Origin of the sequence: Acinetobacter chengduensis (assembly GCF_003664645.1) — a bacterium.
GTDB lineage: Bacteria > Pseudomonadota > Gammaproteobacteria > Pseudomonadales > Moraxellaceae > Acinetobacter > Acinetobacter chengduensis.
In genome coordinates, this window is record NZ_RCHC01000015.1 from 25,027 (window position 1) to 37,904 (window position 12,878).

A 12,878-nucleotide genomic window follows, 5' to 3' on the forward strand; every position below is an offset into this window, starting at 1 on the left:
CAAAAACCGTTATAATTATGCCGGTTTAAAAGATTTAACTAGTTTAAAGAGTGATGCTATGAGCTACAGCAATATCCCTGCAGGTAAAGATGCACCAAACGACATCTATGTAATTATTGAAATTCCTGCAAATGCAGCACCAATCAAATACGAAATCGACAAAGATTCTGACGCTTTGTTTGTAGACCGTTTCATGGGTACAGCAATGTTCTACCCAGCAAACTACGGTTATGTACCAAACACTTTGTCACTTGATGGTGACCCACTAGATGTATTGGTTGTAACTCCACACCCAGTTGAGCCAGGTTCAGTAATTCGTTGCCGTCCAGTGGGCAAATTGAACATGGAAGATGATGGTGGTGTAGATGCGAAACTTGTTGCAGTTCCACACGACAAATTGACTCCAATTTACAAAGATATTCAAGAATATACTGATCTTCCTCCGTTATTGATCAGCCAAATTGAACATTTCTTCCAACACTACAAAGACTTAGAGCCAGGGAAATGGGTTAAGTTAAGTGGTTGGGAAGGCGCTGATGTTGCAAAACAAGAAGTGTTAAGCTCAATTGCTGCATACCAAGAAGCAAATAAATAATTCCATTTGGAATGAGGCTGGATCAGTTTAATTTTGATTAGGCCAAAAAAACCTGCATCATGATGCAGGTTTTTTTATGTCTGTCTTAAACAGGCTGCAAACTTAGAAAAGTTTTACAGGGATGTCTAAGAAGATACGCCATTCATTGGTGTCAGGCATATATACATTGTTATACGCTTGGTCTGCACGGTAAATCGAGTTACGTAGGCGTAAGCTTGCATCTTTAGCAAAACCAGATTGAACTGTATATTTCACTTGGTTAAAGAATTCGCTTTCATTTGCGCTGTTATCAGTTGGGGTTTTGATATCCCAGCCATAAACATAAGCAGACGTCCAGTTCAAGCCTGGAATACCGTAGTCAGCAAAGTTTAAATTATATTGAATTTGTGCTGATTTTTCGTGGTTACCAATAAAGTCTGATAAGTATGAGTTAGCAACGTAAATTGATTGCGCACCATCAGCGTTTTCGCCGTAGTCATAACCTGTGTTACCCGTGTTTTGTTGGTAAGCCAACATCACAGAGTGAGCACCTTGGTTGACAGTACCAGACAATGACCAAATGCTGTTGCTACGGCCATCAACATTGATATCACCTTTAGTTGATGAATATGTGCTTGCTTGTTTATCCCACTTGGTGTGATAGCCATTAAAGTCTAAAGTTAAAGAACGTTTTTCAGCCAAAGGTAATGTGTAGTTGGCATTGATGTAGTGGCGTTCTAATTTATCTTCGCTGTCTAAGCCGTAGTAAGATGCATTCAGTTGATCATCAAACTTGTACTTAGCACCCCAAACGATTGCGTTGTCTAAATGACGGCCATCGCTGTTAATTTGGTCTGAGTATTGGTTCTTGGTAAATTTACCCGCAATAATTTCTAAGTCCTTAATTTCACGGCTTTTAATTAAAGTACCTTCAAAGTATTCAGGCACCATACGCGCAGTATTACTTGCTAGTACAGGTAGGTCTAAAACTTGAGTACCATATTCAACTGTTGTGTTTGAAACACGTGCTTTTACGCTGGCACCACCACGAGCCCAGTGGTCGTAAGGATCGCCAGCCCCTTTAGTTAACTGACCATTGCTGTTTAGGCCTGTTTCACGTGGAATCATGCCGTTACCTGCATGTTTATTATCACCCAATTTGAATGATGCATCACCAGTCACATTGACACCAAAACCCACGACACCTTGAGTGAAACCAGATTCTAATTTAAAAATTGCAGATTGCGCAGTTGAGCGATTGTCTGGAGCACCTTTTTTATCACGATCAATAAAACCAGTACGGAACAGCACAGTACCTTCAGCATCTTCTACAAAGCCTTTAGCTTCGCTTTGTTCGCTCGCGTATACAGAGGAGATTAAAAAGGCATTTACAAGTAAAGCCAGTGTCAATTGTTTTGATTTGAGCATTGGGAGAGAGCCTCATGCAAAAAAGTGTTGTGAAAAGGTATGTCGATTGTATAAGTATTCTATAAAAATACATTACTTTTATTGAATTTATACAACTAAAGTCATGCATTTTTTAGATAAGAAGTATTGATGATATTTCTAAGCTATTAGAAAGCTTGGAAATCTATTTTTAATAATGAGTAAAAACATAAAGATAATTGAGCTTAATAGTCGCTGGTTTGTAAGTCTTATCATTGCTGGGACGACTAAGTTATAGGGTGACTGATAAGGTATTGAATTTTTTGCTTAATCCTATTTTTTTAAAATAAGAATTGAATCTTTAATAAAATTTAACCCCATGATTTAAATCATGGGGTGTATTCAATAAATAGAGATAAATAACATAAAATAAATCATTAAAATCTGTACCCATATTCGCATCAGCATTAAAAATCTAAAGCTTTGTTATAAATATCAAGGCTGTTTTTAATTGCTGAACTTTACTCAATGGTAAAGTGAGAATAGAATTCGCACGAAAATTGATACGAAAAAATACCACAGCACATTTTCAAATTTTGGGGACTTTATTATGCTGTTCATTTCACTTCGCCGTGCGTTATGTGTCGCACTTTCATTTTACGCACTTCCAAGTTTGGCCGCAGAAACGACGGATGCAGAGCCTCATGCGATTTCAGGCAGTGTATCTGTGGTAAATAAATATATTTACCGTGGTGGTGAAGAAAATGATGATGTGACACTACAAGGTGGTGTGCAATATGATCATCAAAGTGGTGTGTTTGCGGGATATTGGGGATCAATGTTGGGCTATGACCCTACGGATGAAACACAAAACAGTGGCTTTGAACACGATGTTTATATTGGCTATGGCGGTCAATTAAATGATCAATGGAGCTATAGTAGCCAAGTAACTGCTTATATTTACCAAGGCGGTGGTTCAGTTTATAACGATGATCGTTCATCGAAGCGCCGTACTACAGGCATAGAGTTGAATAATACACTGAATTACCAAGACCTCAGCTTAGGTTTAGGCGTGTTGCTATCTGATGTGAATTACGGCAATGCTGGCGATGTATATGTCAGTGCGGGTTATCAATATGCGCTTCCTTATGATGTTACTGCAAAAGCATTAGTGGCTGCCTACATTTATAATGATCATGGCGATGATGATTTTGTAGAAACACGCAAAAGCTTCCGCTTTAATGAAGCTCGCTTAGGCTTAAGCAAAGCTTTAGGCAGTACAGGTGCAGACGTTTTTGTTGAACAAGTGTGGGGAGGCAAAGATCGTATGGGTGAGAAATTTGATAATCCAACCTTGGTTGGCCTGAACTATAATTTTTAGTTCATAACGATGATGTGACTAAAACATATTGCTTTTGAGCGTAGAGTGCATAAATGTGAATTTATGCACTTTTTTTATGCATTTTTACGACACTTTGATGAAAAAGTGTGCATTAAAGGCGCTTTAATATATAAATAGTTACATGTTGTCATCGCATTGAAACTTTGGTCGACTTATTCAAATGGATGCATCGAAAAAATATGATTTTAGATATTAAGATTTATTTTTTTATATAAATAATAATAAAAAACAATATTTTATTTATTTCAAAGAACAACTTGAATGCTGAGCTGAGATTTATGAACTCAAAGTTGGCACAGCACTTGCTAATCCTTGTTGAGTATTCAAGATAAAATCGGGTGGGGATTTAAAATGTTAAAAAAACTATTGGCTGTATCTGTATTGGCAACAACATCTGGTGCGGTATTGGCAGAAGATAAAGCAACAATGCCTTATGGTTTGTCTTTTAGTGGTAATGCTGCCATCACCACAGATTACCGTTTCCGTGGGGTAACACAAAATCAGTCAGATCCAGCATTACAAGCCGGTTTTACTTTGGCACATGAGTCAGGTATTTATGTTGGCCTGTGGGGTTCAAATGTTAACTTTGGTACAGTTTCACCAAGCTTAGAATTAGATCCTTCTATTGGTTATGCAACAACATTAGAAAGCTTTAGCAGTAAGCCTGTATTGGATGTAGGTGTGGTTTATTATAACTACCCAAGCTCAAGTGACTTAAATTGGACAGAGTTTTATGGCAAGTTAACTTTTGCTGATGTATTTGGATCGGGCGATAGCTTACTCACAAATATTAACTATACCAATGACTATGCAGCTGCAGACACCAGTAGCTGGAACTTTACTGCCGGCTATTCAATTCCATTTAGTGATACGGGCTTTGGTGGTGTGGCTGGCCTAGGTTATACAGTGGTTGATGATAAGAATAAATATGCATTTGGTGGCGACGATAACTACATTGACTGGAAAGTAGGAGTGACTTACGGCTTTAAATCAATTGAAGGTGCAACTGCGGAACTAGCAGCGGTAGGTACAAATATTGATACCAAAAAAATGTCGCATGCTGAAGAGCGTGGCGTAGAAACAGGTGCAGTATTTACACTTACTAAGACTTTCTAAACGAAGCATATAAATCTAAAAAGCCCTTAATATGCTGTCTATTAAGGGCTTCTCTTTGTCTGAAATATTTGTAAACCAATAGAATAGCAATTAAGACGGACTACGATAGGACAAAGCTTCTGTTAAATGTGCTGTTTGAATCTGCTCCGCTTGTGCAAGGTCTGCAATGGTACGTGCAACCCGCAGTACCCGATGATAAGCACGTGCTGATAAATCGAGTCGTTGCTGTGCCATGGTCATGATATTTTGTGCCGCTGTGTCTAGCATGGCAAATTGTTCTAATTGCTTTGGACTGAGCGCCATATTCACTGTGTTTTGGCGCTGTATTTGACATTCATAGGCTTGTAATACACGCGCTCGGACCGTAGTCGAGTTTTCTACAGTTTGTGTATTTTGTAGTTCATTTGCATGTAGGGGTGGCACATCGATATGCAGATCAATACGGTCGAGTAAAGGCCCTGAAATACGATTTTGATAGCGTTTAATGGCATCAGGTGAACACTGACAACGTGCATCTTGGTTAAATGCGTAGCCACATGGGCAGGGGTTCATGGCAGCAACCAATTGAAAGTTGGCTGGGAAGGTAATTTGACGCGAGGCACGAGAAATTACAATTTCTTTAGATTCCAGTGGTTGTCTTAAAACTTCCAAAACCTTGCGATCAAACTCAGGTAACTCATCTAGAAAAAGCACGCCTAAATGTGCCAAGGTAATTTCCCCAGGTTTAGGGTTTGAACCCCTGTCATTTACAATAATAGAAGCTAGTGGCATTATATAAATTCAGCTAGTTGCATGTCGTTTTGTACAGAAATAAAAGCTAGTTTTTACAATAATAAGGGCTAGTAGATTACAAAACTACAATAATAGGGGCTAGTAGATTACTCTTGAGGTCTGATATGAAAAGAATAAGTGATGAATATAGTCCCGTTAGAAAAGCCCAAACCGTTTACGGAAGTATTTCGGGGAATTACTCTTTTAGGGGAGAAAAAACGATTTGGTTTGAATCCACTTTGGAGCGTGATTTTCTTTTTAAGCAAGAATATAACAGTAATGTTATTGATGTGGTTGAACAGCCTATTTCTATTCCTTATATAACTGAATTAGGAAATGAATCGGTATATACCCCTGATTATTTGGTGCAATTTTCAAGTGCAATTTATAATGATATTGATTTCTTTCCTGCACCATTATTGATTGAAATTAAGCCTAGAAAAAAATTAAAGGAAGATTGGAATACCCTTAGACCAAAATTTAGGGCAGCTTATGCTTTAGCTTCTGAAAAGGCATGGAAATTCAAAATTATTGATGAGTCTCGTTTGTATGATCAATATTGGGAAAATATCAATTTTTTAAAAAGATTCAGACGTTCTCATGTTGATGAGGTAGATCAGAGAGTATTAATTGAAACTTTATTAAAACTAGGCTTTTCAACAGTTAATCAATTGCCTGCTTATATTTTTAAAGATGAAAAAAATGTATTAAAGGCTATTCGCCAAATATGGGTTTTAATTTCAAAAAATATACTTGCTTGCGATCTATATAACCCTTTTACTACTGAAACTGTTATTTGGGTAAATGATGGCTCTAAAGCACAAGGAGTTATTTAAATGATACAGGATGATTCAGTAAAGATTGATAGAAAACGCCTAGTTATTAAACCAAATGCAATTGTTGGTTATAAAGGTAATAAATATAAAATTATCAATATTTTAAATGCAAAAGATGTCGTGATTGCAAATTTGGAATCTGCTCGAAGTTTACAAGTGAACATAAGGGAATTATCTGTTTTAAGTGAAGATAATTCTAAGCTTAACCAAGGTGAGGATATTTCTGCTGAGTCATGGCAAATCGCTTTAGATCATTATGAAATTATTAGGGAACTCATTGACTATTCCACAGTTGAGGCGGTTAAGAAGACTGCAAGTGAACATAATCTTCATGTAAATACTATTTGGAAATGGCTTAAAGCTTACCGAGAAAACAAGTCTATCTTAGCTTTAGTCCCAAAAAAACGTGGTTGGACAACAGAAAAAACAAGGTTGTCGCCTGAATTAAATCATATTATTCAACAAGCGATCCATACTAAGTATTTAACAAGTTTAAAGCCAAGTGTTGCCAAAACAATTTTGGAAGTGAAGCTTGAGTGCTTCAAAAGAAAAATTGAACCACCTCATGACAATACGATTCGCTATAGAATTGAAGCCCTTAATGGCTATGAAGTGACTAAGGCAAGATACGGAAAAAAGGCTGCTAAAGATAAGTATGAAGCATCAGCAGGGACTTTTCCGAATGCAGACTATCCTTTGGCGTATGTGCAGATTGATCACACTCCTTTAGATATAGAAATCGTTGATGAACAATACCGTGAAACAATAGGCAAGGCATATTTGACATTAGCAATTGATGTTTTTAGTAGAATGATTGTTGGTTATTACCTTTCTTTAGAAGCTCCAAGTGCAACATCGGTAGCAATGTGTATTTCATCAGCCATTATTTCAAAGAAAAGAAAACTGCTTGAGTTAGATGTGGATGGTGAGTGGGATATCGAAGGTATTATGGATTCAGTCCATTCTGATAATGGTTCTGATTTTAGAACAAACCATCTGCATAAAGCATGTCTAAAGTACGATATTAATTGGGAGTATCGACCTATTGGTGGTGCAAAATATGGTGGGCATATTGAGCGTTTACTTGGAATCGTAAATCTTGAAATGCATGTTTTAGATGGAACGACTAAATCTAATATTTTTGAAAAAGGAACTTATGATTCCGCTAAGAATGCTTGTTTAACACTTCGTGAATTAGAACATTACATCGTCTATTGGATTGTAAATGTTTATCATAAAAGCAAGCATTCAATACTTGAAATTCCGCCACAACAAATGTGGGAAGAGGGTATTTGGGGAACAAAATTTAAAGTTGGTACTGGTTTAAAAGAAAGGGTTGCGGATGAAGCAACACTATTTTTGGATTTCGCCCCTGAATTTGAATCAACCATTCAAAGAACGGGCGTAAAAAAAGATAAACTTTTTTATTTTGCTGATTGTTTAAGACCTTGGATCAATGCGATTGATCCAACTGACGATGAGAAAAAGCGTAAAAGAAAGTTTATTTTTAAAAGAGATCCTCGTGATATTTCAATGATTTGGTTTTATGAACCGAATACAAATACATATTTTAAAGTACCTACAGCCAAACGTGAAATTCCATCAATCGGATTGCATGAATATAGACAAGTCCAAGCATATCTTAAGAGTGAGCGATTAGATACAGTTGATCAAGATGCTATTTACAGAGCAATTATTTATCTCCGTGAAAAAGTAGATCAAGCCGTGACTTTAACTAAAAAGCAACGCCGAATGAATCAAAGAAAAAAAGAGAATGGTAAGATAGTTGCTGCACTACACCATGAAAATAAAAATAATTCAGTTATCCATACAAATGTAGATGCTCCAAAGTCACAAAATAGTTTATGGGATCAAAATTTAACTGCTTTTGACGATTTGAGGTAAGACCATGAAACAATATGATTACCTTGCTGAGCATGTCCTTGACACTATGATTCTTAGTGATGCTGAAAGAATTAATATTCTTTATGAGGATCGGTGGATTGGTTATCAGAAAGCAATTGCAGTTTTGAATACACTGACTGATATTTTGAAACGACCTAGAAAATTAAGACCAGAATGTCTTTTAATTGTTGGTGATTCAAATATGGGAAAAACTAAGATTATTCATGAGTTTGCAAAAGAATACTATACTAAGAGAGTTGATGATATGGACATGCAGCTTATGTCATTGACTAAACCAGTCATTCCTATTCAAGCCCCTGCTAGGGCAAATGTAAAAGATTTATATATTAATATCTTAGATCATTTTTTTGTCCCTTTTCGTGTCACTGATCCTGAAAGCAAATTAAGGTATCAAGCAACCCATCTACTGCGTAAATATGAAACCAAAATGTTAATTATTGATGAGTTGCATAATTGTTTAAGTGGGAGTGCTAGGCAACGGCAAGAAGTGATGAATACACTTAAAACGCTAAGCAATGAACTTAGTATGAATATCATTGGTGTTGGTACTCGTGATGCATCTCTTATTCTTCATACGGATACTCAGTATGCCAGTCGCTTTGAAATTATAGATTTGCCTTTATGGAAATTGGATGCGGATTTTTTAAGACTTCTTTTAAGTTATGTTCGCTTACTTCCCCTAAAAAAATTATCAAACTTGGCATCACAAGAAATTGCGACCTTACTCTATGAAATTTCAGGTGGTAATTTTGGTGATTTAAATCGTTTATTGGTGGAATGTGCAAAAGAAGCAATATTGACTGGTAAAGAAGAAATTACCCTCGAAATTGTTAAAAAATTCAAGTGGCTTAAACCAACAGAGGGTGCTCGTAATATTCGCACTATTCAGCTTAATTCTATTTAGTATTATTGAGGGTGTAATATGCCTAATTATGCTCAAAATTGGTTTATACATACCCCCATTGAACAAGGTGAAGTATTATCATCATGGCTCATTCGTTCAGCCTTAGACATGGGATGTTCCCCTTTAACACTTATAGAAGCATTGTGGGGTAGATGGAGAGCATTAACGATTGATCTTGATCGAGGTATGACGGAAGATCGGCTTGAATTATTATTTGTACATTCTTTTGATGATAAACAAAAAATTTTGAAAACAATGCTAACTAATGTGGCTCCCTATCTAGTTAAGAGTTCAAATAGTGGATGGGTTTTAAGTTTAGGTCAGCGTAGTAGATCAAATTTTTCAGGTCGGCAGGTGTGTACTCAATGTTTTGAAAGTGATGGTAGATCAGCTTATTTACGGTTAATGTGGCGAATGGGGTGGCATTGTTGTTGTGAAAAACATCAAATAAATTTAATTGATCATTGTCCGAATTGCGGTGTAGTCATTCAGCCATTTAAAATAGATTTAGAGCATGGATCATTAGCAGTATGTTTCTCATGCCATTTTAATTTGACTTTATATCAGCCACAACCTAGCAATATTCAAATTTTAGATTTTCAAAAAAATGCAGATAACGTTTTAAAACAAGGCTCAGGTTTATATAATAATCAAAATATTTCAGCTACCGAATGGTTTGCGATTGCTCGTGCATGGATAAGTGAAATCAGATTACTTGTAGATACAGATAATATTCAACTTATTGAAATGTTTAAGAGCTTTGGTATAAATTTAAATACCATAACTCCTTTCACACCAATTGCTTTCGAATATTTAAATACAAACGAACGTATAATTTTGCTTTCCATCTTGAATGAAATTATGAAAATCCCATGTGAGTTGATTATTGACCGCTCTTATGAGTACGGGATTAGTAGTGCAAATTTTTGGGATAAGCGTAAAAAACTACCGATTCAACTTCAACAAATGAAATCAGCAATGATCAAGCCTATAAGAGTATATGCTTTACAACGTGTGAGTTCTCATAATGGAAAACCAAAAGCAAAAAAAACCGTGCAACGTAAGTGGCTTAATTTGTTAAGAAAATCAAGAAAGAAACGGAGTCATAAGCTTGGCGGAGATTAATATTGAGCAGTTATGTAATGGGTGTGAAAAATCAGTTACCCAACTAAAAAAAAGATATAAAGGGAAAAAATATTGCTCAACTTGTTATGCTCGAATTTTTAAAAAATGTCTTTGCCCAAAATGTGGGTTATCTGCTCGATTACCTAAAAATGATGATCAAGCGATCTGTAATGAATGTATTAAAAAACAACCTTGTATAAGATGCAATCAAGTTAACAGACCGATAGGAACGCTTACAGAGTATGGGGTCGTTTGTAATAGTTGTTCTGTTTATTTTAGAGAGGTTGAACGATGTGAGCGATGCAATGTTCAATCGCAAAAATTAACGAAAATATCACGCTTTAATGATGACCTCAGAGTTTGTCCGAAATGTTCAACAAGGGATTATGAAACATGTCCTTCATGTCATAAATATCGCTTGTTAGAGTTAGATGAAAAAGGAAATAAAGTTTGTAAAAAATGTATAACTCAACCGAATAAACCTTGTATTGAATGTAAAACGATGATCTCAGCAGGATGCGGTGATCTATGTGATGATTGCTACTGGATTAAAAATCTATGGTCAAAGTTCCATCAAAATATTTATTTGTTCGAGTCATCTTTTTTAAAAAAACAATATGAAAACTACGTGCTTTGGTTGGTCGATTTAGTTGGAGCACATCAAGCAGCTTTGTATTTGAATAAACATACTCATTTTTTTATTAAAACAGAAATGTTATGGGAGAGTAATATTCCTGATGCAGACCAATTATTGTTGACTTTACGGACGAGTGGACTTAGAAAGTTTGAATTAGTAACACAGTGGCTCGATCAAATGCATGGGGTAAAAATCTCAACTATAAATAAAAATGAATGTTCTGAGATAGATCAAGCCAATAAGTTGATTGATCAGTTACCGCAGCCCTCATTGGCTTTTGATGTTGTATTTGCTTATAAGCAAAAGCTCGATGAAAAAATGCATCAAGGAAAAACATCTGCTCGATCTGTAAGGCTTGCAATGAAGCCTGCTGTTGCATTGATGTTATCTATTCAGGATAAGCAATTACTGCCAGATTTGGCAAAAGTAAAAGCTTATTTAAATGAGTATTCAGGTCAGGCTGCTGCATTAACAGGGTTTATTAATTTCTTAAACGATCAATATGATACGGATATTGATTATATTTCCTTAAAGCATTCTAACTTCATAAAAGAAGCAAGTAAGCGGAAATTGGAAAAAGAATTGATCTCGATGCTCAGCCCAAATACTGATTTCAATGTCATGGTATGGGTGAAAAATGGCTTACAACTATTCCATGAGATGAGTTATCAGGATTCATTGAAGATCAAGTTGGAAATGATCGTTGAAATAAAAGATGGCTATAATGTTTTGTACAATAACCAAAATTATTGGTTGCCTAAGAACATTGATCCATCTTTTAAAAAGTAAGTCTAAAGTTTCAATACTTCGATATATAATTTAGTTTAATATTTTGATAATTCATTAATTAAGAGAAAAAAATGGGCTTAAAGGATTTGCTTGGTCTGAAAGAAAGTGATGAAAAAAAACTACGTGAAGGATTAGCACAACTTAGGGCTTTAAATGATCATTTATCATCCATGTATTCTTTGAGGTCTGACTTAAGAGATTTAACAGATAATCGGCATACTGTTAGTTCACTTTTACAAGGTGAATTAGATAAGATTAAAGCTCACCAACAAAGTTTAATTAATAAAACGAATGAGTTATCTCAACTAAAAGCCAAATTAGATGAGTCTCTAATTGCTATTGAAAAAATTCAATCTGTTTTAGCTAATGATGAAAATGGTAGTTCTATTTATTCTCGTATATTAGAAGTAACCAATGAAGATAATCTAGATATTTTGGAAGTTGAGTCCGAAAAAATTCACACAGCTTATAGTCAATTATTTGATCGAAATGGTGAGGATACTTCTAAAGTTGATCGAGTAAATTATGTAATTGATAAAATTTTAGATCAATATGACAAATTGTTTGATGAACTAAATGATAATGGTGAAACGAAAGTTAAAGAATACGAAAGAAAAATTAATGAGTTAGTTGCATACTATGACGATTTATTTATTTCTGATGATCCTGATAATAAAAGTAAAAATGAGCAGATAAATTTTCAGTTATCGAGAGTCCAAAATTTTTATGACAAAATTTATGGTAATGAAGAAAAAAACATTACTGCATTAAGTGAAGATTTGGATAAAAGGTTAGAAAATTTAAAAAATGTTGAGGAGCGAGCAAAATCAGTTATTGGATTATCAAGTGAAGCAGGGCTTGCAGGTGGTTTTGTTGTAAAAGGACAAGAAGCCAAAAAAGGACAATTCATCAGTATTATTGTATTTGTATTAGTTGTATTAGCAATTTTTGGATTTAATTTTTATTTGTTTGATAAATCAGATTTTTTGAATATGAAGTGGGATACATTCTTATTCAAATTATTGATCAACGCACCTTTGATTTGGATTGCAACAATTGCGAATATAAATTTAAATCGTTTTTCTAAATTAGAGCAAGAATATTCTCATAAAGAAGCATTGGCTAAATCTTATGAACGGTACAAAACAGAAATTCAAGAGCTTGAAAAGTTAGGAGTTACTGGTTCAGAGGAGCTTAAATTAAAACTTTTAGAAATCAATCTTGAAGCATTTAAAGTTAACCCTGCGGAACATTCTGATAAAGCTAAGCCTGATTTCTCTATATGGGATTTGATTCAGAAGAAAAAAGATGAGAAACCTAGTGAGTAATTGAAGCTCAGGTACATTTTTCTCAATGTATTGGGTAAGCAGAAGTAGAATTCAGTTATTCTGAAATTTACAATTCAAACTGTT

The 12,878-nt window shown here is 35.1% G+C and carries 10 protein-coding genes and 1 pseudogene; 9 read left to right on the forward strand and 2 right to left on the reverse strand.

The window, feature by feature from the left end:
* The first annotated feature begins 58 nt into the window (after positions 1 to 58).
* Positions 59 to 595, forward strand: a complete 537-nt coding sequence (ppa, locus tag D9K81_RS12965; protein ID WP_106983845.1) for an inorganic diphosphatase — start codon at positions 59 to 61, stop codon at positions 593 to 595.
* Positions 596 to 697: 102 nt separating this feature from the next.
* Here ppa and D9K81_RS12970 read toward each other — a convergent pair whose 3' ends face one another.
* A complete protein-coding gene (locus tag D9K81_RS12970; protein ID WP_120373741.1) occupies positions 698 to 2,002 on the reverse strand; it encodes an OprD family outer membrane porin in 1,305 nt (434 codons plus the stop codon).
* 568 nt (positions 2,003 to 2,570) lie between these two features.
* Between D9K81_RS12970 and D9K81_RS12975 the strand changes: the two genes are divergently transcribed.
* Both D9K81_RS12975 and D9K81_RS12980 read left to right on the forward strand, forming a co-directional pair.
* Entirely contained in the window at positions 2,571 to 3,341 is a 771-nt protein-coding gene (locus D9K81_RS12975; protein ID WP_120373740.1) for a TorF family putative porin, read from the forward strand.
* 372 nt (positions 3,342 to 3,713) lie between these two features.
* Positions 3,714 to 4,478: a TorF family putative porin gene (locus D9K81_RS12980; RefSeq protein WP_120373739.1), complete on the forward strand. Its 765-nt coding sequence runs from the start codon at positions 3,714 to 3,716 to the stop codon at positions 4,476 to 4,478.
* A 90-nt stretch (positions 4,479 to 4,568) separates the two neighbouring features.
* On the opposite strand, the pseudogene D9K81_RS12985 reads toward D9K81_RS12980, so the two are convergent.
* A pseudogene (locus D9K81_RS12985) lies at positions 4,569 to 5,216 on the reverse strand (ATP-binding protein); the annotation flags it as partial.
* Between the two features lie 158 nt (positions 5,217 to 5,374).
* Here D9K81_RS12985 and D9K81_RS12990 point away from each other — a divergent pair.
* From D9K81_RS12990 to D9K81_RS13015, 6 genes are all read left to right on the forward strand, one after another.
* Positions 5,375 to 6,085, forward strand: a complete 711-nt coding sequence (locus D9K81_RS12990) for a TnsA endonuclease N-terminal domain-containing protein (protein ID WP_038346575.1) — start codon at positions 5,375 to 5,377, stop codon at positions 6,083 to 6,085.
* Positions 6,086 to 7,990: a Mu transposase C-terminal domain-containing protein gene (locus D9K81_RS12995; protein ID WP_107008552.1), complete on the forward strand. Its 1,905-nt coding sequence runs from the start codon at positions 6,086 to 6,088 to the stop codon at positions 7,988 to 7,990.
* Between the two features lie 4 nt (positions 7,991 to 7,994).
* On the forward strand, positions 7,995 to 8,915 hold the full coding sequence (locus D9K81_RS13000) for a TniB family NTP-binding protein (protein ID WP_020752720.1): 921 nt from the start codon (positions 7,995 to 7,997) through the stop codon (positions 8,913 to 8,915).
* A gap of 18 nt (positions 8,916 to 8,933) precedes the next feature.
* The gene (locus tag D9K81_RS13005; RefSeq protein WP_020752721.1) at positions 8,934 to 10,040 is read left to right on the forward strand and encodes a TniQ family protein; all 1,107 of its coding nucleotides are present in this window, start codon (positions 8,934 to 8,936) and stop codon (positions 10,038 to 10,040) included.
* Positions 10,027 to 11,466 carry a hypothetical protein gene (locus D9K81_RS13010; RefSeq protein WP_020752722.1) on the forward strand — a complete coding sequence of 480 codons (1,440 nt, stop codon included), beginning with the start codon at positions 10,027 to 10,029 and terminating at the stop codon, positions 11,464 to 11,466. The genes D9K81_RS13005 and D9K81_RS13010 overlap by 14 nt, the downstream gene beginning before the upstream one ends.
* A gap of 71 nt (positions 11,467 to 11,537) precedes the next feature.
* The gene (locus tag D9K81_RS13015; protein ID WP_020752723.1) at positions 11,538 to 12,794 is read left to right on the forward strand and encodes a coiled-coil domain-containing protein; all 1,257 of its coding nucleotides are present in this window, start codon (positions 11,538 to 11,540) and stop codon (positions 12,792 to 12,794) included.
* The last annotated feature ends 84 nt before the right edge of the window (positions 12,795 to 12,878 follow it).

Bases quoted from the DNA above. Each gene is read 5' to 3' on its own strand.
- ppa (WP_106983845.1), top strand. From the start codon at position 59: ATGAGCTACAGCAATATCCCTGCAGGTAAAGATGCACCAAACGACATC.
- D9K81_RS12970 (WP_120373741.1), bottom strand. From the start codon at position 2,002: ATGCTCAAATCAAAACAATTGACACTGGCTTTACTTGTAAATGCCTTT.
- D9K81_RS12975 (WP_120373740.1), top strand. From the start codon at position 2,571: ATGCTGTTCATTTCACTTCGCCGTGCGTTATGTGTCGCACTTTCATTT.
- D9K81_RS12980 (WP_120373739.1), top strand. From the start codon at position 3,714: ATGTTAAAAAAACTATTGGCTGTATCTGTATTGGCAACAACATCTGGT.
- D9K81_RS12990 (WP_038346575.1), top strand. From the start codon at position 5,375: ATGAAAAGAATAAGTGATGAATATAGTCCCGTTAGAAAAGCCCAAACC.
- D9K81_RS12995 (WP_107008552.1), top strand. From the start codon at position 6,086: ATGATACAGGATGATTCAGTAAAGATTGATAGAAAACGCCTAGTTATT.
- D9K81_RS13000 (WP_020752720.1), top strand. From the start codon at position 7,995: ATGAAACAATATGATTACCTTGCTGAGCATGTCCTTGACACTATGATT.
- D9K81_RS13005 (WP_020752721.1), top strand. From the start codon at position 8,934: ATGCCTAATTATGCTCAAAATTGGTTTATACATACCCCCATTGAACAA.
- D9K81_RS13015 (WP_020752723.1), top strand. From the start codon at position 11,538: ATGGGCTTAAAGGATTTGCTTGGTCTGAAAGAAAGTGATGAAAAAAAA.